We start from the raw sequence: 24,534 nt of genomic DNA on the forward strand, positions 1-24,534 counted from the left end.
GACGCTTGAGCGCCTTGCAAATGGCTGGCCTAGCAGCGAAATCCATACCCTTATGCCGTGGAGCTACAGGGCCTGAACGGCCTCAGCTTGCCGCTTACCGACAGACGAAATGCCCCGCCGTCCCAGATCCAGCTCGCTAACATGCCACAATCGGCAAGCCCACGTCCCTTCGCAGCCATACTAAGCATGCCTCGTTCGGCATCGAAGCTGCCTTCCGTAACATAAGCTGCGTTGGCGCGATCCGGATCGTTGCCAAGATAGGGCGTTGGCGCTATCAGCCGTTGTGCCTGTCCGCTGCCCCGTTGCGCAATAAATGCAAGTGACGACCCCTGATAGGCACCCATAATGCAGGGGATAAGAACGAGCGCTTGGGCTTCATCTAGCGCATACGCCTCGGGCTGCTGCGGCGTATCCCCGCATTCCTCCTTGACGAATACCGCCTTCTGGTCGGCGCGAACCAGCGCGATCAATTGCTCTTCCTCACCTGGCGTCAAACGCTCAGGAATTGGATGGCTGGGGATGTGCGGCAGGAGAGGCGCGGCTGGAACGTCTGATGCGGCTTTGAGGCCGGTCTTGAGCAGCGCGGTCTCGCCGCCAATCCTGCCCTGACGATCATCGAGGCGCAGCACCGCTGCACTGAAGCCGTTGAGCGGGACAGTCGCTTCGCCCATTGTAACTTTAGACGCATTGCGCAGCTGCTGCACCAGCGTGCGAACCGTGGCGAAATCGTTGGTCGTAAGCGAGCTTCCGCCCTGCGAACTCGTATATTTCCATTCTGCGCCGTGCAGGCCTGCTGGGGCGCCATCGATCTTGATATCGTGCGGCACAAAGCTGGCGACGCTACTGATCGAGGCCACAAGCGCTCCCGATGCTCCTGCCTCCCGCTCGATCCGGATCTCCGCCCCGCCGCTCGTATCGTCGAAACCCTTGGCCACGCAGCTTAGCGTGTTGTCACAGACGACGAACCAGCTTTGATAGCTATCATAGGACTGGATAGGCTCAGCATGCTGCGATGCTGCCGAACCTGCGTTCACCAAAAGGGCTAGCACCGAGGCTTTTGTGCGCTTTGACACCATCAACTTCGCCATCTCTTTTCTACCCCTAAGTTGCCACGGCATCATGGTCATAACCGGTCGATCGGTATGACTATGTTGCTATTTCTATTGACGCCGCAAGAGTCAGGCTTGATCGGCACACACCAGATCAAGCAATTGAAAGACCAGTTCCTTAGGCGAGCGACAGGAATTTTAGGTGATGAAGCGAAGCCGCCGCCGCCAGGTCCGACTGAGCACGCCGCGTTAAATGTCTACATCGTTTTGGTCTATATAAGAGCCGCCTGTTGGCAACCGGAACAAGCCTGCCATTCATCCTCAAGCTCGCGCTGGTGCTACGAAATTACAGATGAGTGCGCATTTCCAACAGGGCCAGCGATTCAGATATGTTCCAGGCGTGAGAACGCGCACAAGTACCGGTTACTTTCTCATAGTACGACTTGAAAATGCTATCATTTCTGTGGTAGTGATATCACAACGGAAATATAGATAGGATCGGATAAATGGCGGCGGTGACCATACGAAACCTCTCTGATGAAACTCATCGGGCGTTACGCGCAAGAGCAGCCTACCACGGTCGTAGTACCGAGGCCGAAATTCGTGACATTCTCGAAGCCGCTGTTCGTCCATCTGGGCGCGTGAAACTTGGCTCGCTTCTCGCGGCCATTGGCCGTGACGCCGAAATGTCAAACAGTGACGTCGAAGCGCTGCAACAACAGCGCGACAGGACCCCGGCAGTACCAATGACTTTCGAATGATCTTGCTAGACACTAATGTAATATCAGAGCCTTGGAAGCCGGCTCCCGATACTGCTGTGCTGACTTGGCTGGATGCACAGGCCATCGAAACTCTTTTCATTTCCGCGATTTCAATTGCCGAACTTCGTTTCGGGATTGCCTCAATGCCATCGGGAAAGCGTCAGACGATTCTCCATGATCGCCTTGAAGGTGAAGTTCTACCGATTTTTGACGGGCGCATTCTGCCCTTTAATGTAGGTACCTCCCAATTCTACGCAGACCTGATGGCCAGCGGGCGAACATCCGGAAAGGCGATCGGGAAGGCTGATGGATACATTGCTGCTACGGCTGCAGAAAACCATCTCGCGGTCGCAACGCGAGATACAAGCCCATTTGAAGCAGCCGGATTGAGAGTTATCAATCCCTGGGCCGCATAAGCCTTTAGAATTATGGGTCGCTGGTTCGAGTCTCATCAAGAGCGTGGTGTAGAATGTCTGCGTTTGGCGGTGGGCTCACGGGGCGAACGCAACACACTATTCTTTTGGCAAAGGGGGGGGTGGACATGAAGCGAAAATCTCCCGTTCTGTTTCATACCTAAGACACGAAAGCGACCTTTTCCAAATGGTCAGACAGCCTATAGTGGCGGACATGACTGATCTTGCTGCTTTCATTCATTCGCTGCCAAAGGCGGAACTTCACGTCCATCTGGAAGGATGCATCACACCCGAACAGGTAGTTGCGATCGGGCGACGGAAAGGCGTTGATCTGTTCGAGAGCGTTGAGGCGGCACGGGCCGCTTACGATGTGCCAAGCCTGGACTCTTTCCTCCAAAGTTTCGCGAAGGCGTCAGAGGTCCTGCTGCTTGCTGACGACTTCGCCGAGGTCGCATCAGCCTATTTCGACAGCGCTGTGGCTGAGGGCGTCCGCCATGTCGAACTGATGTTCGATCCGCAAGCTCACACCATACGGGGGGTTGCAATTGAAACAGTGCTCGAAGGGCTTGAGAAGGCCCGGGACAGTGCGACACGCAATGATCTCTCCACATTGCTGATTGTGAACTTCATGCGGGAGCGGGACGAGGAGGAAGCGCTCGAACTGCTTGAGTCCTTGGAGCCCTACCGGTCACAAATCGTAGCTCTTGGGATCGACTCGGTCGAAATAGGCCATCCGCCTCGAAAGTTCGCCCGCCTCTTCCAGGAAGCGCGCACGATGGGGCTGAAGCTGGTAACCCATGCCGGGTTTGAAGGTCCGCTGACGGACATTGAGGAGGCAATTGACATTCTTCATGTGAATCGGGTGGACCACGGAAACCGGATCTACGAAAAGCCTGAACTGGCTCGTCGGGTTGGCGATGCGGGCGCCGCTGTGACAGTTTGCCCACGCGCTGAGGTCCAGTTGGCGGTAGTTGCGTCGCTCTCTGCGCATCCCGTTCGCCGGATGCTCGCGGACGGGCTGCGACCTTCGGTGAATTCCGACGATCCGGCCTGGTTCGGCTCTCTCACGGAGAACTACATCGCGCTCGTGCAGGAGGGTGCGTTGACACGTACGGAGTTACTGGAGCTTGTTCGCAACAGCTTCACAACGAGCTTCCTTCCCGCATCTTCTGTAAGCACCTATCTCGCGGAGCTAGAAGCAAAGGCTGATAGTAATATCCAAGGGGTCAATGGACCTATTTGAGTGCCGTCATTCTTATTGGGAACCGTTGCAAAGAGCGCAGAGGTCTTCCATTGGAGAGTGGCTCCACCTCTACTGGCGCAAAGCTGCCTAGGCGGGTATTTGCCCAAGCCAACTGGCTCAGATCGCCTCACTCGACACGATTGCGCTCGCCGCCATCCTTAGTGATTTCGGACGAATGCAAGTACGTTCAATTGGTGAATCGGTATTTCTCGGGTCCGCGGGTTGGACTTGACGGTTCAAGGATTTGGCCAAAACAGACCACTGCAACGCGTTCCCCGGTGTTTTTCGCAATGTACATGTACTCATCAGCTCGATCGACGTAGGACTTGGCAGTATCATCCGACCGCAGGAACGTAACGCCAACCGCCGCACCGGTGAATGTGACCTGTCCATTTATTGGGATCGGTTTAAAAACGCGCTCCATCGTTTTCTGAAGATGGGACTGCAAATCGCCAGCAAGTTTCCGATCTATGTCGAGCATTACGACAAATTCGTCGCCACCGATCCTTGCAATGAAATCCGTCGCCCGAAAATTCTCCCTTAATCGGCTTGCGATCGTTCTTAGAACTTCATCGCCGGCCGAATGACCAAGCGTATCGTTGACTGTCTTGAATTTGTTCAAGTCGATGAATGCTAGCGCAAGTTTCCTGTCGTTCAGGAGGTTGCGCGCAACAGCGTCGGCGAGAACCTCATCGAAACGAGCTCGGTTGGGCAGGCCAGAAAGCGCATCAGTTCGGGCCGAGGTCTTGAGAGCGATCTCGAGTTCAAGCTGCTGCCTGACGCGGGCGGAAACATCAATGATAACCTCAACATCGAAAGATGCGCCGTCGATGACGGTTCGTTGCGCGGAGATCAAGGTCGGAATGACGGTGCCGTCTGCATATGCAATATCGACCTCTTCAAGCTCATATGAGCCTTCTTCCGCCAAGAGACGATGACGGCGGTCACGCGCCGGATTATCAATCGCCGCGCCGCCAGCGGTAAGCTTTTTACCCTTGATATCATCCCACTTCAGCCCGGTAAGCCGGAGGTAGGCTCGGTTAACTTTGAGATAGCTTGATGTCTTTGTGTCGCTTGTCGTGATGGACATTGCTATTGGTGCAAACTCGAACATCCGCATTAGCATCGATACGAGAAGCCCGGTTGGCAAGACGTCGTCCGCTTCCGGGGCAGCGTCTTCAGCCAATCCTTGGTCAAGTTGGGAAACTGGCAAATAGATGGGGGCGTTCGCTGGTCCAAGCGCGTTGATCAAGCCGGCCTGTAATCTAATGCCTCCGATCGTAGATAAATTCTCTAATTCCGCCCTTTTTGCCTCGAGCCTTTCTTGAACCAGGATCTCAGTAATGACACCATACCATTTGACAATCTTGCCTTTGACGTTGCGATGCGGTCTCGCGCGGCTGAGCATCCATCTCCAGTCATTGTCGCGAAACCTCATCCGGAACATCGTTTCAAATGGCTGGCCGGATGGCAACCAAGCAAGCCACTCCTGCCTCACCCGCAGACGATCATCGGGATGCATACGATCGTACCAATCTGCAATTCGATCAGGCGTACTTTTCACTGAGCCATCGGGCGTCGGGCCCATGAAGTTGACAACGCCTTTTGCGTCGCTTGACCACGGTATGTTGGGGCTGAGCTCGATCGACCAGCGAGCATGATCTTCGGTTTCACGCAAAGCTGTTTCAATTTCTTTGCGATTCGTCACCTCAATTGCCGTAACCGAAATTCCGATAGGTTCGCCAGCATCGTCATCAACACGCTGATTTATAACCAGAAAGGCGCATTTGCTGCCGACCGGCTGGTACTCGTCAATCACCACAGTCTCGCCGCCGAGGACGCGATGCAGATCCTTGGTTACCCGACGGGCTGCTCTGTTGGGCATAAAATTGTGAACGGTATGCCCAATCATGTCATCAGGACACAGACCAAGCATTTCCGCAAAGCGATCGTTAACGCTGACATGCCGCAGGTTCATGTCGAGGAAGCACAGGCCAATTGGGGCCGCCTTGTACAAAGCGTCCAAATGATGAACGCGTTGGAATAGCGAAGTATTAATGACTCGGGGAGACAACGTCTGCTGCTTCCGAGTCTCCAGCAACTCTGCCGTTTGCGCGCCGTTGAGAGGTTTGCCAAACAACCAGCCTTGTCCCACATCACATCCCAGGCGGCGGAGCATGGTAGCTTGTTCCTCCGTTTCCACACCTTCTGCTACAACAGTCATACCTAAGCTTTGTCCAAGTCCAATCACTGACGCAACGATCTTGCGGCTGCCGCTGTCGTGCTGCATCGAGCGTACGAAGCTCATATCAATCTTAAGCTTGTCAAAGGGAAAGGCGTGTAACCGTGTAAGGCTTGCAAAACCGGTCCCAAAATCGTCTAGCGCGATGCCTATGCCGGCAGATCTAAGTGAAGCGATCGTGGCGCGTACGGTCTCATCCTCCTCGAGCAAAGCACTTTCCGTGATTTCAATATGAATGCGGTTCAGTGGAAACCCTGTTGTCCGAACCGTTTCGGTGATGAATTCGAACAAGTCGGGGTCGCGAAACTGCGTCGGAGATAGGTTTATCGCAAGAACGAATGTTCCCGGCCAAAGGGTGGCTTGCTGACAGGCTTCGGAAACGATCTTCTTCGTTAAAGCGTTGATCAGACCAGTTGCTTCGGCGACAGCGATGAAACGCGCTGGCGAAATGGCGTCTCCGCATGTATCAGTCCAGCGGGCCAATACCTCAAACCCGACGATTGCTCCGCTTGGTAAATCAACCAAAGGCTGAAATGCCGGCCAGATAGCCGGCGTGAATATCGCCTGCTGTAATTGATCGGCTATAACCTTCGCGACGTTCGTCACCGCAGGTTCATCAGCCTGTGGTCGCTCGACACGTTTGCCGCGACCGGTTTGCCCGAATTTTCGTCGAGAAATCATAGCACTTTCCACTCGTATGGAAGAACTATGTCAGCTTCTGCTTAAAATCTAATTAGCTTTCTGAAATATATGGCATCACCGAGATAAGTCTATTTGGATTCAGCCAGTGCCACTCTGACGGCGCCGTCTAGATTGTGTTTCAGCAAAGCATCTGCCGCCCCTATCGGCGCCAAAGAATGATCCCAGCTAGAAAAAACTATTACACATCACCAACTTGTATCATAGAATCTGGGGTTATCCCTCCGGAGGTTCCTCTAGTCTGAGAGTTTTAAGGTCGAGGCTGGGCCACTGACATCACTCTAATGTTAAGAGCGCCATAGCATCTTCAAACCGCATGGCCTTGCCGTATAGATACCCTTGCGGAAGGGAACAGCCGAGGGCAATGAGGGCTTGTTCCTGTTCTATAGTTTCAATACCCTCGGCAATCGTTTCCAGCGCCATGTACTGGCTAAGAGCAATCAGTACGCGACCGATCACGCGATTACCGGGTTTTTGAATCATCGCTCCAATAAATCCTTGGTCAACCCTGAGCGTTGTAATCGAATAGCGTTGCAGTGAACTCAGCGACGCGTAGCCGGAACCAAAATCATCGAAGGCAATCCGCACGCCGCCATCGCGAAGGGGTGTCATCGGCTCGAGAGACTTATCGTCATTGGCCAATGCGATGGTTTCAGCTACCTCCAGTTCAAGCCTGTCGGGTTCCAACATGCACCGCTAGAGAGCATTGGTCGCTTTATGAATGAGATTTAGTGCTCGCAGCTGTCCAGGAAACGAATTTACACTGACCCGGATTTGGAGCCCGGCGGCCTTTAGTTCGCCGGCCCTTCTCGCCGCTTGGTCAAGCGTCCACCAGCCAATTTCTAGAGCTAGGGAGCTTTGATCCAAAGCTGGCAGGAAACCTCCTGGGGCAAGTAGGCCCCTAACAGGGTGGTTCGGTGGTTCCATCGGATAAGAGGTTCGAAACCGACGATCCTGCGATTGGCGAGATTGACCTGCGGTTGATAGTAGAGTTCGAGTTTGTTGCGACGCAACGCGCTTAGCAACTCATCACGCAATTTCCGGCGGCAATTAGACATTTCACGCATCGGGAAGTCGTAAGTCTGGATGGAATGGTTTCCCTCAGTCTTTGCGCGTTAGAGTGCATAGTCTGCGCTTACATGGACGTTACTCGATTGATTCTTGGGGCCAGCCCTTTCGGAACCTGTTCGAAAATGTTCGTTCTGAGGGACTGCGATCCATGTGGCTACGCGCTCGCGATTGCTATCTCATGGGCGCTTAGAGCGTGGCCAGCAAGCGATTGTTCAACATGCTTGCAGATGCCTGTTGCATGGCGACCTTCTTTTCAACTGCTTCGATTATCGTGTCGGTAAAATCCACATTGGCCAATTCACGGATGTGCGACAGGCCACCGGGCGAGAACACATTGACCTCAAGGATCTTATCGCCAACGATGTCCAGGCCGACGAGGAACATGCCGTCCTCAACCAGTTTTGGCCGCATCATTTCCGCCAGCGCAATTACGGACTCGCTGACCTCGACTGCTTCTGCCGTGCCGCTGGCATGGATGTTGGAGCGAAGGTCTCCCTTTGCCGGAACGCGGCGAAGCGCAGCATACTGGCCATCTCGCATCAGCGGCTCTCCGTTCATCATGAAGAAGCGAATATCGCCCTCTTTTGCAGCGGGCAGATAGGCCTGTGCAATCAGATATCCCTCCACGCTGACGGCCTCGAAGATCTGGTTGAGATTGGTCTCCTTGCTCGACTCGATCTTGAAGACGTTCTTGCCGCCCGAGCCCTGCAGGGGCTTTACAATGACACCTTTTGGATGGGCATCAGCAAAGGCACGGATTTCTTCGACATTGCGTGAAATGAGTGTCGTGGGCCGGACGATTTCTGGAAAACTCTGGAAGTAGAGCTTGTTCTGGGCAAGCGCCAGACCTTCAGGATCATTCAGCACGACAACGCCGCGCTGTTCTGCCAACCGACCGAACAGAATGCCGGAATGGACGGCCCATGGACGGGCAGTCTGATCGAGAGACGGATCATTGCGCAGCATAAGAACATCAATATCCTCGATGTTGATGGTCTCCCGGTCCAGCTTCTTGTCCTGAAGAACCGTGTGGAAGCTTTCAGTTTTCTTATATTTCTGGCGGGGAATAACCAGTGCATGCACCACCAGGGAATCATCCGGGCGAAGGGTGAAATCGCCTGGAGTGAGATAGATGACCTCATGGCCACGATTGAGTGCTGCCATGGCCAGCAGCCCGGTTGCGAATGTCGGCTGCTCGCCCTCGATTGAATTGACGAAAAACGCTATACGCATGTGCCCTCACTTATAAATTTGCCATTTCGGCGATCGATAATCCTGAACGTATTGTCTCAAGGCGTTCACTGGCTTGCGCTGGCGCAAGAAACGCTGGTTGGATTGCAGGCGGCCGCAGCAATCCACGCAAGGCCAGCTCCTGCATGATGGGGAAATGGGCTGCGGAAATTTTTCCCATCCAGAACGGATCAAGTGACCCGCCTTTGCGAAGGTGTTCCAGAATCTCATTCAGGCCGCGAAGATAGATCGCATCCTTCGAGAGCCCGCCACCACGGTAGATTCTCAGCACCATGTTAAAGGCCGCGGCATCATCAAAACCATGGTCTTGCGTCATGATGCGAAAAGTCTGCACGAAGTCCGCTCCATTCAGCATGGCGGCACAGCCAACCACGCGCCCGGCGATCAGCCGCAGCCGTTCCCGCGTCATGCCGCCGGATAGGTGCTCGGCCAGTACGGCCAGCCCCTCCTGAACGCCCTCATAGCCGGAAAGGCCGGTTCGAAAGAGCCGCAAGCCCTGAGCGGAGCCGTTGAAATAGGTCAGCAGATGGACGCCAATCTCATGGTGCAGAAGAGCGTGCAGCCGCCTTTTCTCCATGACCGTGTGCCGGGAAACGAGCAGCTTGTTGCCTGACACCATCAGGCCCGGCGGCAAATCGTCTCGAATATCCACCACGGCATCGAACGCGGCGTCCTCAGTGTGATAGGCATCCACCATCTCACGGGCTTTTCGCGTCACCTCGTAGCAATCCACCTTGGCGAGCTCACCGCTATGATCGGGGCTGGGGCAGCTCGCCAGGACAATTTCAGCAAGTGTCAGCAATTGCGGCTCTACAGAACCGTAAAGGGCGCGGCTGAAATCCATAAACTGGCGCCTGTGCAAATGCGCCAGCATGCTCAGTTGCAGATCGATCTCCTGCTGTTTTTCACGGTACAAATTGTAGAGAACAGGGTCTTCCAGATGATCAAAGGCAACGGAGTAAAGCTTCCGCTTCTGCTCTTCGACATCAACGCTCAAGGGCCGATAGAGGAAGTGCGGCGCGTCTTGGAAGCCGCTTTCCTTGAAATCAGCAAACGCCTCGCGCGCGTTGATCGGTGTGACGGACAGGAGAAAGTCGAAAGATGCGGCGATATCATCGATCGATCGGTCGGCTCGGCGCACAGCGTCCACGAACGCCTTGCGGCCCAAAGCGCGGTGCGAGGTGACCTTGAGCGTTTCTACGCCATTGGAAAAAGCGGCAAATGCGCGGAGCCCAGCATCGAACAGATCTGCGATCATCGTCTCGCGCAAAGCGGGATAATCAATGCCAGATTCCGGCTGCCGGTAGATGGGCGCAAACCGCACGCTGATGCAGGGAAATTGAAGCCCGGCAGCCCTCAGCTTCAAGAGCGGGTCGTCTTCCGGTTCGGGGGCCGTTATATGAGGCGTGCGAAAGCGGATATCCGCGTCAGAGACGGCTTTGACGAAAACCTGTTTGGCGTTTTCGGTTTCCCCTTCTGGCGTTGACGAAACCTTCACCGCGTAATGGGGAAGAAAGGGTGAGTCATCGGCCAGCAAAACGTCTTGCTCCAATTCACCCATATCCAACACGATGAATGTGCCAAACCGCTTCTTCATCTCAGCGCCGACCTGAGAGATAACAGGCATCGCTTCAGCAATATCGGAAGCAATGAGGTAAGACGCGTTGGCAGCTGCGACATCACGCGCGGCCAAATCCTTTGTGCCATTGATCAAATGCAGGCAGATGAATGGCAACGGCCGGTCGATATGCAGACGCCCTTCACGGCCAATGTCCTGCCGGATCGCCTTTCCCTCTTGCAAGAGCTTTGACAGTTGATCCAGCTGTTGGGATGAGCCGTTCAGGTTTATGGCATGCAACGCGCTCATCGGCGCCCATCCAGCAGCTTCTTGAGGACCGGTTCAAGCGAGGTTATCGCCTCTTGAAGGTCCTCGATCATTTGCACGTCTGGCTCGCCGGTCCATTCATCCATGAAGATTTTCTTGAACTCGATCGCAATCGCACAGCCGTTTTCGGGAAAACGCTCATGCACGAAACGTGCCTGCTCGCCCTTGCCCTGAAAGGCGACATTTTCCCGAACATCGAGGTGTCGACCACCGATTTGGGCTGAGCTGAAATGGTTGATCGTCGCCTCGATCACATCAGCCCAACGATCTCTATCCATCGAGATTGTTCCGATATTGATGTCGGGCGCATCGTCTTGCGGGGTTGGCATGGCGTCAGCGCCATCGCGGCGGTGGTTGTAGCTGTGCACATCCAGAAGGACAAATGCCCTGTGCCGTCGTTCGATCTGTTTCAGCGCATGCTCCAGCGTCGAGTAATAATCGTCGTGAAATTGAAGCGACCGCGAAATCGTCTCGTCCGAGGGACTTTCCTTCCAGACCTTCAGCCCCCAGGCTTGCTCGGGTTCAAGGTAGATGGCTGCTTCTTTTGCGCGGTTGAGATCAACCTCGAAGCGTGACTGGTGAACCACGATGCGATTGACCAGAGCCGCGATCATCTGCGCCGTAAACGGGTCTTCTTCACGCAGCCTTTGCACATCGGATAGTGCCATCAGCCCGCTTACATCTTCACGTGTGCCGTGGCCATCATGAATGGCTGTGCCGATAACAGGGGAGGCACCAGATGCAATCGACCAAAATCGCCGCTCTCCAATGCTCGTTTTTGCCGTCATATTGCCCATCGCTCCTCTCATAGGTTGATTTGCAAACACAAAAGCGTGCATCTGGTTCCGAATTCTTCATGACAGATCGCCCTCGTCATCCTTTCCGCCATCTCCCGCGACCACGCAGGAGAGAATTCCTTTTGACGTAAAATTATTTCCGTGTCGGCCGACTTCTTGGAAAATCTCTCCTCGCTGCGGTCAGTGGCTTTGTCTATCTTCTCCGCAAACGAGGAGTCATCGATGTTTGCCAAAGCCTTTACTAAAGCTATTTTCGCAGGTTCCATTTCGCTCGCAACACTGGTGAGCACTCAGGCTTTTGCGGATGCTACGCTTGACCGGATAAAAGGCCGGGGCAAGCTGACTGTTGGCGTTATTCTCTCAGGCGCGCCGTTTGGATTTATCGATCCCAAGTCGCAGGAGCAGAAAGGCTACAATGTGGACCTCGCGAAAGCGTTGGCCGCGGATCTCGGCGTCGAGCTGGAAACAGTCACCGTAACGCCGCCAAACCGTGTCCAGTTTCTGCAGCAGGGCAAGGTCGATATTCTCATCGCCAACATGCAATATACCGACGAGCGCGCAAAAATTCTCGATTACGTGCCAACCGCCTATGACCGTGCCGGTGGCGCTGCCGTTGTGCGCAAGGATAGCGGCCTGAAGGACTGGGCTGATCTCAAGGGCAAGCCGGTGTGCATTTCTCAAGGTTCGAATTACGCCCAGCCACTGGCGGAAGAATATGGAGCAATCGTGAAGGCGCTGCCAAGCCAGCCGGAATCGCTGCTAGCCCTTCAGGGCGGCAACTGCGTTGCAGCCGTTCACGTGGGTGCCACCGTGGGCTTGCTGCTGGTTGACCGCGCCGACGAGTGGAAAGACTATGCCATTCCGTTTCCAACCGAGCTGATCCCGTCCGACTCCGTGATCTGGCTGCGCAAGGACGAAAGCGACACCAATACTGCTCTTGATGCCACTGTGAAGAAGCTTCACAAAACAGGCAAGCTGCTTGAGATGGCGAAGGAAAACCGCTTGCTCAATACCAAGTATCTGGAGGAAGAGAACAAGAAGCTTTCCGCCGTACAATGAGCGGAAGCCAGCGGTAAATCCTGATGAATGATGTGAATTTCACAAGCCTGTTCGTCGATCTGACGAGCAGGCTTGGTCTCAATTATGAATTCCTGGCAACGGGTTACGAGGCGCAGATATGGCGCGATGGTTTCATAACCACGCTCTATCTTGTCGCCATCACCATTCCCGTCAGTCTGATTTTTGGATTGATTTTTGCAGGCTGCCTCACGTCAGGCAGGCTTTGGCTGTCCGCGCCCGTGCGTGCCTTTGTGGAGTTAACCCGCAACACGCCGACACTCGTGCAGCTCATGTTCAGCTTTCTGGTGCTGAACACATTTGTCTCCAACCTGTTTGGCGGAGCGCAACACAATCCGCTGTCGCCCTTTTTCTGGGTGGTTGCCGTGGTTGGGCTGCATGTCGCGGCGCTGCATGCAGAAGCCATCCGCGGCGGCATTGAGGCTGTACCATCATCAATGATCGAGGCTGCGCGAGGCATGGGCTTCAGCCAGTTCGAAATCCTGCGTTATGTGCAGATACCGCTGGCGTTTCGCGCCTGCCTGCCCGCTATCGTCAACGGGCTTATCAGCCTGGTCAAATCGACAACCGTGGGCAATGCCATTGCCGTCAGTGAAATCACCTATGCATCGATTATGGTTTGGACACAGCGCGACAACGTCGTTGAGCTGATGATTGTCCTTCTCGCCTTTTTCAGCCTGATCAATTTTCTGATCGCCCGCGCCGGTTCGTGGGTGGAGCGAAAGCTGGCCGTTCCGGGATATGGGTTATCAGCATGACACAGACCCATGCACCCAAGAAAAGCAGCCGTATTCTGCGTTATGCCGGCTTTTTTGCCATGCCGCTGCTGGTCATTGTCTGGTCCCTTATTGACCTGACTCTGGGCAAGGAACTGGTGATGTGGCTGCCCTATCTTGCTTCCGGCTTTTCGATGAATATCGTGATCACGCTTTGTGCGATCACGATCGGCACGACGGCAGGTGTTTTGCTTGGCCTCATGCAACTGGCGCCTTACTGGTTCATTCGCTGGCCAGCGGCCATCTACGTCCAGATTTTTCGCAACGCACCGGCGCTCGTCCTGATCTTTGCCACCACCTACATCTTTCCCTTTGAGATCGTGCTGTTCGGCAATTATCTGGCGTTTCCGGACTGGATCAAGGCGGTGATCGGCCTTGCTATTCTTGCCAGCGCCTACATAGCCGAAATTACCCGCGGTGCCGTGCTCTCCATACCGACAACGCAGTGGGAAGCGGCCAAGGGGCTTGGCTTTTCCCGCCTGCAATCGCTACGTTTCGTCATTCTGCCGCAATGTGTGCGCCGCTCACTGCCGCCATGGATGAATGTCGCGTCTTCGATTGCCATGGGTACATCGCTGGCTTCGCTTGTGGGCGTACACGAATTGATGCATGCAGCGACCGATGCCAGCACCGCGGTGCGCAGGCTTGATTTCACCATTATCGCCTATGTTGTTGTCATGGCTGCGTTTTTCACGCTCTGCTACCCGATATCCCGGCTTACCCGCCGCCTCGAACAGCGCTTCAACGCGGGCTGAAGGATTTTGACGATGACTGCATCCACAGATACCGCAATCGTAAAACTGGAAGATGTTCACCTGTCTTTCGGCAATACGCAGGTGCTCAAGGGCATAGATCTCACCGTCAACAAAGGTGATGCCGTCTCTATTATCGGCCCTTCCGGCTCCGGCAAGTCTACCCTGCTGCGCTGTATCAACGCGCTGGCCATGCCGCAAAGCGGTCGGATCACCGTGGCGGGCACACGGGTAGACACGCTGACGAAGGAAAGCGAGCGCATCGAGCTGCGCAAGCGTGTTGGCATTGTGTTCCAGCAATATAATTTATTTCCGCATTTGACCGTTCTTGACAATATCGTGCTTGCGCCGACGCGCATTCTGAGTGCCGACCGCACGGCGACCGAGAAACTTGCGCGCGAATTGCTGGAAAAAGTCCGGCTGTCTGAAAAGGCTGACGCCTATCCCGGTCAGCTTTCCGGCGGCCAACAGCAGCGCGTGGCAATTGCCCGCGCATTGGCCATGAAGCCCGAACTCGTGCTGTTTGACGAAGTGACATCGGCGCTCGACCCTGAAACGGTGGGCGAGGTTCTCTGGGTCATCCGTGACCTCATCCGCGATGGCATGACCAGCATCCTCGTTACCCACGAAATGCGTTTTGCCGAAGAAATCAGCGACACGGTGGTGTTTACGGAAAACGGCCGCGTCGTTGCTCATGGTTCGCCGAAGAAGATTTTTCACGATTCCGACAATTCCCGTATCCGACAATTCGTCGGCGGCTTGTCCGGCGCTCGTGCCTCGGTGCGTGACGGCGAAGGTATCTGACCATGGAAAATGCCAAAGTCACGACTGCTTTTGCCAAGGCAATCGTCCAATCCGATCCAAGCGGGGATCACGCCGCAATGGGTGCGGCGCGCACGGCGATAACAGATTTTCTGGCCTGCATGATTGCCGGAGCCAATGACCGCACGGCGGGTGTTCTTGGTGATGTCATCGGCGCCGATTTGCCGGGAAAGGCAATTCTGGTCGGTCGAGCCAGACAAACAGATCCGTTGGTCGCGGCAGTGTTGAATGCCTATGCGGGCCATGTGCTGGACTATGACGATGTTCATGCAAGCGTGCGAGGGCACCCAACAACAGTGATTGTGCCAGCACTGCTGGCGCTGGCCGCTGAACGGACCTTCAGCGCAGATGCTTTCATCGCGTCTTACACCGTGGGGCTGGAAGCCATGGCGCGGCTGGGGCTTTCTGTAGGCTCCAAGCATTACGAAACCGGATTTCACGCCACCGCAACGCTCGGCCCCGTTGGTGTCGCAGCCGCGATCTGCCACCTGAGCGGCGCTACGGTGGAAGAGACAGCCATTTCGCTTGGCCTAGCCGCAACACAGGCCGCCGGGCTGCGGTTGCAGTTCGGGTTTGATGCAAAGCCTTATCATGCAGGCATGGCCGCACGGTCTGGCCTTCTCGCCGCTCGATTGGCTGCCGCAGGCTTCGGTGGCGCGCCAGATTTTCTGGATAATCCAGTCAGCTTCTACGCCGCCTATGCGTTTGGCGCAGGACAGCCAGAACTGACGAGCAAAAACTGGGGTGAGCCGTGGCAGATCCTGTCGCCCGGCCTGACGCTCAAGGCCTATCCCTGCTGCACGGCCAGCCACCCTGTGGCGTCACTCGGCATCGAACTTCACGGTGAAGGGCTAAAAGCCGAGCAGATTGACAGGATCACCTTCACCTATCCGCCCGGTGCGGATGCCGCTTTGGTCGTGACAAAGCCGGGCAACGGCATCGAAGCGCGGTTCAGCCCGGAATATGTGTTTTCCGCAGCATTGCTCGATGGCGCATTGCGGCTTGACCATTTCGATGAACGTCCGGTCGAGAGCCGCATCATGGCGCTCGCCAGCCTTGCCTTCCGCCAGCATGATGAAACGGCACCACGGATGACGAGTGATCCGACCACGCGTTTTGTCGTGCTGGATATTGCGCTCAAAGATGGCAGCACCATCCAGCGCCGTTTCAATGGCCTGCCGGGTATGACCGATCCAACGCAAAAATTCCAGGACACAACTGCGGGCAAACCGATTTTTGCAGATATTCCCGACCTTGTCCGCAGCATGAGGAGTGAGGCAGATTTTGCCCGGCTTCTTGCGCTGCTCAATCAGAACTTCGTTTGACGAGAGATTTTACCATGAGTGCCAAGAGACAAATTCATCTGGGTCTTTTTCTTCAGGGTGCGGGCCACCACGTTTCTGGATGGCGTCACCCGAATGCGGAAGCAGGCAGCGAAAACTTCGATCTGCTGCGCCGCGTTTCGCAAATGGCCGAGCAGGCGAAGTTCGATATGGTTTTCCTGGCGGACGGCCTGACCAGCGGTGTGGATGCGCATCCGTCGACAATTGCGCGCTTCGAACCGCTGACATTGCTTGCCGCACTTGCGCTTGTCACCGAGAAGATCGGTCTGGCCGCGACGTCCTCGACCACCTATGGCGAGCCATACCACACAGCGCGTTCCTTCTCTTCAATCGACCATCTGAGCCACGGTCGTGCCGCATGGAACATCGTGACGACATCCTATGCCCGCACGGCGAACAATTTTTCGAAATCGCATCCCGAACATGACGAACGTTACGCGGTGGCCGAAGAATTCGTCGATGTCGTTCGCGGACTGTGGGACAGCTGGGATGATGACGCCTTTATCAAGGACAAGCAGAACGGCGTCTATGCCGACCCAAACAAGGTGCACATGCTTGACCACGCGGGTAAATATTACTCGGTCAAAGGTCCGCTCAACATTCCCCGTTCTCCACAGGGCCATCCGATCCTCATTCAGGCCGGGTCATCAGGCCCCGGACAGGATCTCGCCGCCCGCACGGCTGACGTGGTGTTTACGGCTCAGCAGAGCCTCGCCGAAGCGCAGGCATTCTACAAAAGCCTGAAATCCCGCGTCGAGAAGTTTGGTCGCAAGCCTGATGATGTTGCCGTCATGCCCGGCTTCTTGCCGGTGGTCGGGCGCACCTCCAAGGAAGCGGCGGAAAAACTTGCCGAGCTCGACCAGTGGACCGAGCTGAAAAGCGCTATGCCGCTTCTCGAAGAGCGCATTGGCCACAGCCTTACCGACTACGATCCCGATGGTCCGTTGCCGGATCTGCCGATATCGGACCAATTGCGCAGCCGAGCTGAACTGCTGACGGCTCTTGCACGCCGTGAAAGCCTGACGATACGTCAGCTGGCTCTGCGTGTAGCCGCCGGTCGCGGTCATCATATCGTCCTTGGTACACCAGTCGAAATTGCCGACCGGATGCAGGAATGGTTTGACGGACGCGCCGCCGATGGCTTCAACGTCATGCCTTCCTTCTTCCCGGAAGGGCTTGAGGATTTCACGCAGCTGGTCGTCCCGATCCTTCAGGAAAGGGGCCTGTTCCGCACGGAATACGAAGGATCAACGTTGCGCGATCATCTCGGTCTGGCGCGCCCGCCGCTGTAACGAATACGACGCAGCCGCCGACATCAGTGCTGATGCCGTTGGCTGTCGCGGTGTTGTCGTTTGCACAAACAATCGTTCACCAAAGGCAGAGGCCTGCAACTCAACCCGATTGATAGATGACCATCGTCCTTGTTTCTCGCGCGCAACTGCGAATAATCCTGTCCACCATATTCGCAGACTGGGTAGCAATTTCAGGAACGCCTGTAAGCTCCCCGTACGCCGCGCGGGCGGGCGGGCCGCCGATAAAGATACTGGTGTTTGGAGTTCCGGTTACCGTGAGTGCGCGGCCTGCCGTGTCGCAGGCAAGGCCGAGACCGAGAGGATCCGACTGGATGAAGCCATCCCGGTGCATGCAGAGCAGAAACCTCTGGTTGGCCGCATAGTCTCGGAAATCCGGGCCCGTAGCCATAAGGATGTGGCGACAGCGGACCTTGGTCATACCGGCGCGGGTTTCGATCGCCGCGAGAAGGCTTTGCCCATCTCGGGTGATGGATGCGAGAGTACCGCGCTCTGCTGTGAGGCGACCTGTGCCGAGGCTCTTTTCCAAAGCATGGGTAGCCTGTGGCGGCATTCGGTAGCGGTGGACGTCGTACCAGCGGCGAAGGCGTCGCAGAAACTTCTGCCGCTCGGGCATCGGTAGACCCTGCCATAACTCCTGCGCATCCTGTCGTAGCGCATCGAAAACGGATTGCCATGGAATACCCTGTATTTCCGCATCGGCGATCGTCGCCCGCACCTTTGCCAGCAGCTTTCTGGCGGAGGTGAGCTCGGCGCTGCGAAAGTCACCAAAGGGCGAGAAGCCTCCGCCTGCATGCGGCCTTGGCATCAGGCCGGAGCGGGAAAGAAGCGTGATCTCCCCGTCGTGGCCGAGGGCATCAAGGCGGCTGAGTGCGTCTAGGGCTGTAAGCCCAGAACCTAGAATCAGGATCGGGTCGGATTTGCCGATGCCGTCAAATACGTTCGGCGCGAAGACATCGGCGATATGAGACGCCGTGACAGGATCGAGATTGTCGATCACGGGCGGTCTCGATAGAGGAGGATGCCCTGTAGCGATGATCAGAATATCGGCCAAGATCGCGGTGCCGCTGGAGTCCGTGATCCGCCAATGCTCGTTCTGGCGATCAACGCTCCGAACGGTTTGGCGAAGGTGCCTGATCGCGCCGCTGTCCAGATGTGGCGCAAGTTGTGCCTGCATAAAGCGCCCGAAATCACTGCGGCGGGCAAAGATGCCTTCCGGGGTCACGGCCTCGGGATCGACAGTCAGAGTTCCGCTGGTCTGCAGCCAGTCGAGAAAGGCTGTGGGCGAGCCGGGGATGGCGCGCATTCTGTGCGCAGCGACGTTGAGGCGAACATCGATGTTCTGGACATCATAGGCCAGGCCACAACCGAGCTGCTCGCGAGGCTCGAAAACAGTCACCTCTTCAATGTCGCGCAATCCGCGCTCGACCATTAGTTTGGCAATAATCGCACCGGTGTATCCGCCGCCGATGATGACGACGCGAGAGGCCGGGCGTGTCGTTTGTGCCTGCAGTCTTGGCGATGACATCCTAATCTTCAACATGGCAGTCTTCCTTCCGGTCCGCGGGGTTAGATCTGGGCATATTTTCTATAAAATATATGGAGATTAAAAACGCTTGTCTACTGCTTGGGTTCCGCGGCTGTTACCCATGGTTCAGATGAAGCGTGCACGGAGAGGTCAGATGAACATTTTTACCGGAGGTGAATTTCAGGAGCCCCGGACGCGCTCAGTGTCGGATCGCCCGGCAGATGCGGCTGGTTTGAAGGAGGCCTTGAGAACGCTGGGCGGCGGCGTCAGTGTGATCACGGCAGGTGACGGCGCGGAACGCACAGGCGCGACAGTCACCTCCGCAACGGCATTGTCCGTCGATCCCCCGCGCATGTTAGTATCCCTCAACAGATCCTCCTCCACCTGGCCCGTCGTTGAGCGTTACAGACATTTCGCGGTCAATGTGATTGGCGCCGATCATCAGGACGTAGCAAACCGGTTTGCGGGCGTCGGGGGCTTGAGAGGGGCAGAGCGCTATGTCGGCGCCGAATGGACGAGGCTTGCCAGCGGAGCGCCAGTCCTGGAAGGTGCGGTTGCCGCGCTCGATTGCGAGGTCGAGGAGGCGATCGAGCGACATAGCCATGTCATCCTGATCGGAAGGGTTCTGTCGATACGCCTCGGTGGTGGCAGTTCACTGCTGTATCAGAATGGTAAATACCACAAGTTGACGTGAGATCAGTCTGAGTGAAGGATGGCCTGCATGATGGTAACGACCTCTGATCGATTGCGACCAGTGCCGCCTGCCCTGACAAGGGAGGGTGATGTCATGGTCGCACTCGATCGGTTGGAAGCGTTGGCGACCAGCGGCAATTTGGACCAGTCCTCTGTTCTCCCCGCAAGCGGGCTTCTCGCCATGTCCATTCCGGCGACCTTCGGGGGTCCGGATATTTCGAACCTGATCGTTGCAGAGGCCGTCAGCCGGATCGCGACGTGGAGCACCACCTTGGCCGAGCGGCTTCTCGGACATCTTATCGCCCTGGAAATAATCCGGACCAGCGGATCGACAGAACAGCGCAAAGCGATTTACGCACGCGTCGTGCTGGGTGATGTCTTCGAACTTAGCAGTCGTCGCGAGGGCGCCGTGCCACCAAGACTGGTGCGGTCGGGTCTGGCTTTCGCTCTGGAGCACGGTGGATCGGTTCCAGCGAACAGCGCGGTTGACTGGCAAATCATAGGGGCATCTGGCGCCGGTTCTGAGCCGGTGGTCGCTATTCTGGACCATAAGCACGTGTCGGTGCGCAATGAAGACTCATCATCGGGTTTGACCGTTCACCCGGAACACGTTCTTTCACTGGGTGAAAACACAGACTGTCTCGCGCGTCTGATGACAGCATTTCTAAAGGCTGCTTACACACGCGGACACGTCAAAGCCCAGATGCGGACAAATCCGCCGGAACCCGCCATGGCAGTTGAAGTCGAACTCTTGGACGGGATGATCCAAAAGGCCGCATCCCTTATCGATGTCATTCAAGTGGACGATCCGCCGATCGACCTTGAACAAATAGATCGATATTGCCAGGCGCTGGACACAGCGCTATTACGCTGTTCTGGAGATCATTCGCCAGCGATCAAATCCTGATCTGGCTGCCCTGACGCCACGAATTGCGTCAGCGTCATCGTGTCGAGAACGGCGGCCATCGCATCCCGGACCTGCGTCATGGAAATACGGATCTGGCACGAGGTGGGATCCCGGCAGTCGTCACAGGCTTCGAATGCCGTACGACTGGCGCAGCGGATCGGCGCAAGCGGCCCGTCGAGGGCGCGGATGACCTGACCAATCATGATCTCGTCGGCAGGTTTGGACAGTGCATATCCGCCATTCGGTCCTTTTTTCGAGCGCAGGAAGCCGTTGTTGCGCAGTTCCAGCAAGATCGTGTCGAGGAATTTTTTTGAAATATTGTTTCGCGTGGCGATGTCAGTCACGAAAGCTGTCTGCCCTGGCTCCAGACCGGCGAGGTCGACCAGCGCTTTCAGGCCATATTTGCCTTTTTTAGTAAGCATTGTTGAGACATCCGGCCAATGGCCATCGCGATTGAATTTGTCCAAATTACATAGTTTTTATAAATTATCTGTTCAAGCCCTGATTGTCGCGACCATATCCCTTCTTCGCACCGTTTCGAAATCTGCGGCAGGCTTGTTCGCATCGATCGCTTGGCCCGCAAATCCATTTGCGATCCGGCTCAATCTTCGAAATCTCATTTCTCCATAAAAACGATAGACAATATAGGCTGCTGATATTCGATCATCGACTGAGAGAGGACCAGCCATGACACGCAAGATCAGACTAGGAGCATTTCTTCCAGGTGGTGGACAGCATATCGCTTCTTGGAGGCACCCGGATCAACCGGTCGACGGCGCCGTCAGCTTCGAGTTTCATAAGCAATTGGCTCTGACGGCCGAGAGGGGTCTGTTCGACGCCTATTTCCTGGCCGACGGTCTTGCCATTGGGTTCGGCGGTGCGCGCGAAGGCGGCAACGCACGCGTCGCCGGGTTCGAGCCCGTCACGCTGTTTTCGGCGCTCGCCCCGTTCACCACCCATCTCGGTTTCATAGCGACAGCCTCGACGACCTACGAGGAGCCTTATAACACTGCGCGCAAATTCGCCTCGCTCGACCTCATCTCTGACGGCCGGGCTGGTTGGAACGTCGTGACAACGACAGGCGACGTCACGGCGCAGAACTTCAATCGCGAGACACAACTACCGCACGCTGACCGCTACAAGCGGGCCGCCGAGCATGTCGATGTCGTCAAGAAGCTCTGGGACAGTTTTGAAGAAGATGCGTTCATTCGCGACAAGCAAACGGGCGTCTTCTTTGATCCCGCGAAGCTACATGATACCGCTCACAAGGGCGAGTATTTCAGTGTGAAGGGCCCGCTGAACGTTTTCCGGTCGCGCCAAGGGCATCCCGTCATTGTTCAGGCGGGCCAGTCCGATGACGGGCGGGGGCTTGCCGCAGCAACAGCGGAAGTGATCTTCACCGCCCATCAGCACATCGAGACCGCCCAGGAATTCTACCGCGACATCAAGAACCGGGCCCGTGGCCTCGGTCGCTATCCGGATCACGTTCTGGTCATGCCCGGCGTCTCGCCCTTTGTCGGTCGCACTGAAGCTGAGGCGCGGGAGAAGTATGACCGCCTAACCTCGCTCATCTTGGAAGAGGACGGTATTGGTCTTCTCAACGGCCTGACAGGTGGCACGCTCGATCTGAAGGGTTACGATCTTGATGGGCCGCTGCCGCCCGCCCCGCCAACGGAAGGTATGAAGAGCCGCCAGGCGCTGATCCGCCAGATTGCCGACGAGAACAATTTCTCGATTCGTCAGCTCTATCAATGGGTCGCCTCGGCACGCGGTCACTTCACCATTGTCGGTACCCCCGGTCAGATCGCCGACACGCTGCAGGAATGGTTCGAGAACGAAGCGGCTGATGGCTTCAACATCCTGCCGCCATGGCTGCCGACGGGCCTTAACGACTTCGTTGATCTCGTCATCCCAGAGCTGCAGCGCCGTGGTCTGTTCCGCACCGCCTATGAGGGGCAAACGCTCCGCGAAAACCTCGGCTTGCCGTTCCCAATCAACCGCTACGCAGCCGACCGCTCGGTCGTGCAGGCAGCCGAGTGAGGTCCGCCATGTCCTATGAAGATATCCGCCACGGAAGGGCCTATGGCCTAGACCCTGCCCCAGATGCGGCGCGCCCGCCACGCTGGCTAAGCCACGCGATGTTGGCAATCACACCCTTCCTTGCGCGCTATGGAGTTGTGATTGCCTTCCTGGTTCTCTGGCAGGCGTCGTCTACCTTGGGCTGGGTCAACCCATCCGTCTTTCCGCCGTTGGACCAGATCATCAGGGCCTTGTGGACCGCGATTGCAACTGGTGCCTTCGTCGACGATATAGCCATCAGTTTACAGCGATCAGGCATAGCCTTCGTCGCTGCCGTCGGGCTCGGCGTCCCGCTTGGCCTGTTCATGGGCCAGGTGAGGGCCATTGAGCGAGCCCTCGATCCTCTCTTGCAGTTCTTTCGCCAGACCTCGGCGCTCGCCCTCTATCCCGTTTTCATCCTGCTTCTAGGCCTCGGGGAAACGTCGAAAATATTCGTCATCTTCTGGGCTACGCTCTTCCCGGTCCTGTTGTCGACGATTGGCGGCGTGAAGGAGGTGGATCAGAAACTTATCGAGATGGCCCGCACCTACGGTGCCGGATCGCTACAGATATTCCGCCGCGTGGTTCTGCCGGCCTCGGTCCCCGCGATTTTCGTCGGCCTGCGTCTTTCCGCGACGACGGCACTGCTGCTCCTCATCGCCGCCGAGATGATCGGTGCCAACAAGGGCATCGGCTTCCAGGTGATGAACGCCCAATATAATTTCCAGATCCCGCTTATGTTCGCAGCGATCCTGCTTCTCGCGCTGCTCGGCCTCGCCGCCAATGCCGCTCTCGTCCTTATGCAACGGCATCTGTGCCGCTGGGCCTAACCAGGTACCAAAGTTCATCCAAAAATTCGTGATCCGAAGGATTTTCCCATGACATTCCATTCCCGCAAGCTCCTCCTCTCCGCTGCAATCACCTTCGCCCTCTCAGGCTCAGCCTTCGCCGCAGAAGAGGTAAAGTTTCGCTATCTCGCCAGCCAAGGCGGCTTGTCGGCGCATGAACTCGCCGCCGAACTCGGCTATTTCGATGGCACCGGCATCACCATCGAGAATGTCGGTTACGCCACGGGTGGCCCGGCATCGCTCATTGCGCTCGCCTCGGGCGATGTCGAAATCGGCAGTGCCGCCACCTCTGCCGTCTTGAACTCAATCATCGGCGGCAACGATTTTGTCGCTGCCTATCCGTCGAATGGCATCAACGATGAAGTGCAGTCGATCTTTTACGTGCTGGAAGACAGTCCCATTCGCGACATCAAGGACATTGCCGGAAAAAGCATTGCAGTGAACACGCTCGGTGCCCATCTCGACTACACGATCCGGGAAGCCTTGCACTCCGTCGGTTTGCCGACGGATGCCGCCAACCAAATCGTCGTTCCGGGGCCGCAGCTTGAACAGGTCCTCCGTTCGGGGCAGGTCGACATCTCGGCCTTCGGTTACTGGCAGACGACCTTTGAAGGCGTGGCGAAGCAGAAGGGCGGTCTACGTGCGATCTTCGACGATACCGATGTGCTCGGCGAAATCGCCGGTGGCTTCGTCGTGCTGCGCCGGGACTTCATCGAAAAGCACCCGGAAGCCGCCAAGGTCTTCGTCGAACAGTCCGAGCGCGCTCTCGACTATGCCCGCGAGCATCCTAAGGAAACCACGGTAATCTTCGCCAAGGCTCTGGCCGAACGCGGCGAGAACGGTGATATCGCTCAGTACTTCCGTGGTTATGGTGTGCGTCAAGGCGGCAAGGCGGTCGAGCGTGACCTGCAGTTCTGGATCGACGTTCTGGTCCGAGAGGGCAAATTGAAGCAAGGCCAGCTCTCGGCCATTGATCTTCTCTACACCTCCGAAACTGCGAGCAACTGAT

General features: G+C 56.4%; 23 protein-coding genes. 14 read left to right on the plus strand and 9 right to left on the minus strand.

What is annotated here, in order from left to right; all coding sequences use genetic code 11:
• Positions 1-50: 50 nt before the first annotated feature.
• Positions 51-1,088: a DUF1176 domain-containing protein gene (locus ACQZ51_RS19890; RefSeq protein WP_448779870.1), complete on the minus strand. Its 1,038-nt coding sequence runs from the start codon at positions 1,086-1,088 to the stop codon at positions 51-53.
• Positions 1,089-1,555: 467 nt separating this feature from the next.
• Between ACQZ51_RS19890 and ACQZ51_RS19895 the strand changes: the two genes are divergently transcribed.
• The 3 genes from ACQZ51_RS19895 to add all read left to right on the plus strand — a co-directional run bounded on the left by ACQZ51_RS19895 (position 1,556) and on the right by add (position 3,466).
• Positions 1,556-1,810 (plus strand): FitA-like ribbon-helix-helix domain-containing protein, encoded by a 255-nt coding sequence (locus tag ACQZ51_RS19895; RefSeq protein WP_183897960.1) that lies wholly within the window; start codon positions 1,556-1,558, stop codon positions 1,808-1,810.
• A complete protein-coding gene (locus tag ACQZ51_RS19900; RefSeq protein ID WP_448779872.1) occupies positions 1,807-2,226 on the plus strand; it encodes a PIN domain-containing protein in 420 nt (139 codons plus the stop codon). Before ACQZ51_RS19895 ends, ACQZ51_RS19900 begins: the two co-directional genes overlap by 4 nt.
• 211 nt (positions 2,227-2,437) lie before the next feature.
• A complete protein-coding gene (gene add / locus ACQZ51_RS19905) occupies positions 2,438-3,466 on the plus strand; it encodes an adenosine deaminase (RefSeq protein WP_448779874.1) in 1,029 nt (342 codons plus the stop codon).
• 187 nt (positions 3,467-3,653) lie between these two features.
• Here the strand turns inward: add and ACQZ51_RS19910 are convergent, their stop codons facing one another.
• The 6 genes from ACQZ51_RS19910 to ACQZ51_RS19935 all read right to left on the minus strand — a co-directional run bounded on the left by ACQZ51_RS19910 (position 3,654) and on the right by ACQZ51_RS19935 (position 11,402).
• Positions 3,654-6,389, minus strand: coding sequence for an EAL domain-containing protein (locus ACQZ51_RS19910; RefSeq protein WP_448779876.1), 2,736 nt, complete (start codon positions 6,387-6,389; stop codon positions 3,654-3,656).
• Positions 6,390-6,683: 294 nt separating this feature from the next.
• Complete coding sequence (locus ACQZ51_RS19915; RefSeq protein WP_448779878.1) at positions 6,684-7,097, minus strand: EAL domain-containing protein; 414 nt, start codon at positions 7,095-7,097, stop codon at positions 6,684-6,686.
• Positions 7,098-7,255: 158 nt separating this feature from the next.
• The gene (locus ACQZ51_RS19920; protein WP_448779880.1) at positions 7,256-7,474 is read right to left on the minus strand and encodes an EAL domain-containing protein; all 219 of its coding nucleotides are present in this window, start codon (positions 7,472-7,474) and stop codon (positions 7,256-7,258) included.
• A 190-nt stretch (positions 7,475-7,664) separates the two neighbouring features.
• On the minus strand, positions 7,665-8,711 hold the full coding sequence (locus tag ACQZ51_RS19925) for a glutathione synthase (protein ID WP_448779881.1): 1,047 nt from the start codon (positions 8,709-8,711) through the stop codon (positions 7,665-7,667).
• Positions 8,712-8,721: 10 nt separating this feature from the next.
• Positions 8,722-10,596 carry a flavohemoglobin expression-modulating QEGLA motif protein gene (locus tag ACQZ51_RS19930; RefSeq protein ID WP_448779882.1) on the minus strand — a complete coding sequence of 625 codons (1,875 nt, stop codon included), beginning with the start codon at positions 10,594-10,596 and terminating at the stop codon, positions 8,722-8,724.
• Positions 10,593-11,402, minus strand: a complete 810-nt coding sequence (locus tag ACQZ51_RS19935) for an N-formylglutamate amidohydrolase (RefSeq protein WP_448779884.1) — start codon at positions 11,400-11,402, stop codon at positions 10,593-10,595. The genes ACQZ51_RS19930 and ACQZ51_RS19935 overlap by 4 nt, the downstream gene beginning before the upstream one ends.
• Positions 11,403-11,633: 231 nt before the next feature.
• Here ACQZ51_RS19935 and ACQZ51_RS19940 point away from each other — a divergent pair, with 231 nt between their 5' ends.
• The 6 genes from ACQZ51_RS19940 to ACQZ51_RS19965 are packed head-to-tail and all read left to right on the plus strand — an operon-like array spanning position 11,634 to position 17,473.
• Positions 11,634-12,470, plus strand: coding sequence for a transporter substrate-binding domain-containing protein (locus ACQZ51_RS19940; RefSeq protein ID WP_448779886.1), 837 nt, complete (start codon positions 11,634-11,636; stop codon positions 12,468-12,470).
• 23 nt (positions 12,471-12,493) lie between these two features.
• The gene (locus ACQZ51_RS19945; protein WP_192064521.1) at positions 12,494-13,246 is read left to right on the plus strand and encodes an amino acid ABC transporter permease; all 753 of its coding nucleotides are present in this window, start codon (positions 12,494-12,496) and stop codon (positions 13,244-13,246) included.
• 59 nt (positions 13,247-13,305) lie between these two features.
• Entirely contained in the window at positions 13,306-14,019 is a 714-nt protein-coding gene (locus ACQZ51_RS19950; RefSeq protein WP_448780113.1) for an amino acid ABC transporter permease, read from the plus strand.
• Positions 14,020-14,031: 12 nt separating this feature from the next.
• On the plus strand, positions 14,032-14,820 hold the full coding sequence (locus ACQZ51_RS19955; protein ID WP_448779887.1) for an amino acid ABC transporter ATP-binding protein: 789 nt from the start codon (positions 14,032-14,034) through the stop codon (positions 14,818-14,820).
• A 2-nt stretch (positions 14,821-14,822) separates the two neighbouring features.
• A complete protein-coding gene (locus ACQZ51_RS19960) occupies positions 14,823-16,163 on the plus strand; it encodes an MmgE/PrpD family protein (RefSeq protein WP_448779889.1) in 1,341 nt (446 codons plus the stop codon).
• 14 nt (positions 16,164-16,177) lie between these two features.
• Positions 16,178-17,473: an LLM class flavin-dependent oxidoreductase gene (locus tag ACQZ51_RS19965; RefSeq protein WP_448779891.1), complete on the plus strand. Its 1,296-nt coding sequence runs from the start codon at positions 16,178-16,180 to the stop codon at positions 17,471-17,473.
• A gap of 100 nt (positions 17,474-17,573) precedes the next feature.
• Here ACQZ51_RS19965 and ACQZ51_RS19970 read toward each other — a convergent pair whose 3' ends face one another.
• Positions 17,574-19,034, minus strand: a complete 1,461-nt coding sequence (locus ACQZ51_RS19970; protein WP_448779893.1) for an FAD/NAD(P)-binding protein — start codon at positions 19,032-19,034, stop codon at positions 17,574-17,576.
• A gap of 139 nt (positions 19,035-19,173) precedes the next feature.
• Between ACQZ51_RS19970 and ACQZ51_RS19975 the strand changes: the two genes are divergently transcribed.
• Positions 19,174-19,713, plus strand: coding sequence for a flavin reductase family protein (locus ACQZ51_RS19975; protein ID WP_448779895.1), 540 nt, complete (start codon positions 19,174-19,176; stop codon positions 19,711-19,713).
• 27 nt (positions 19,714-19,740) lie between these two features.
• A complete protein-coding gene (locus ACQZ51_RS19980; RefSeq protein WP_448779897.1) occupies positions 19,741-20,619 on the plus strand; it encodes a hypothetical protein in 879 nt (292 codons plus the stop codon).
• Here ACQZ51_RS19980 and ACQZ51_RS19985 read toward each other — a convergent pair.
• Positions 20,595-21,041, minus strand: coding sequence for an Rrf2 family transcriptional regulator (locus ACQZ51_RS19985; RefSeq protein WP_448779899.1), 447 nt, complete (start codon positions 21,039-21,041; stop codon positions 20,595-20,597). The two genes, ACQZ51_RS19980 and ACQZ51_RS19985, sit on opposite strands and share 25 nt — an antisense overlap.
• A 265-nt stretch (positions 21,042-21,306) precedes the next feature.
• Here ACQZ51_RS19985 and ACQZ51_RS19990 point away from each other — a divergent pair, with 265 nt between their 5' ends.
• From ACQZ51_RS19990 to ACQZ51_RS20000, 3 genes are read left to right on the plus strand one after another with little or no spacing between them, the layout of a single operon-like run.
• Positions 21,307-22,659 (plus strand): LLM class flavin-dependent oxidoreductase, encoded by a 1,353-nt coding sequence (locus ACQZ51_RS19990; RefSeq protein WP_448779901.1) that lies wholly within the window; start codon positions 21,307-21,309, stop codon positions 22,657-22,659.
• A gap of 8 nt (positions 22,660-22,667) precedes the next feature.
• Complete coding sequence (locus ACQZ51_RS19995) at positions 22,668-23,507, plus strand: ABC transporter permease (protein WP_448779903.1); 840 nt, start codon at positions 22,668-22,670, stop codon at positions 23,505-23,507.
• 48 nt (positions 23,508-23,555) lie between these two features.
• Complete coding sequence (locus tag ACQZ51_RS20000; protein WP_448779905.1) at positions 23,556-24,533, plus strand: ABC transporter substrate-binding protein; 978 nt, start codon at positions 23,556-23,558, stop codon at positions 24,531-24,533.
• Position 24,534 lies beyond the last annotated feature (1 nt).

Source organism: Agrobacterium sp. CG674 (genome assembly GCF_053521645.1).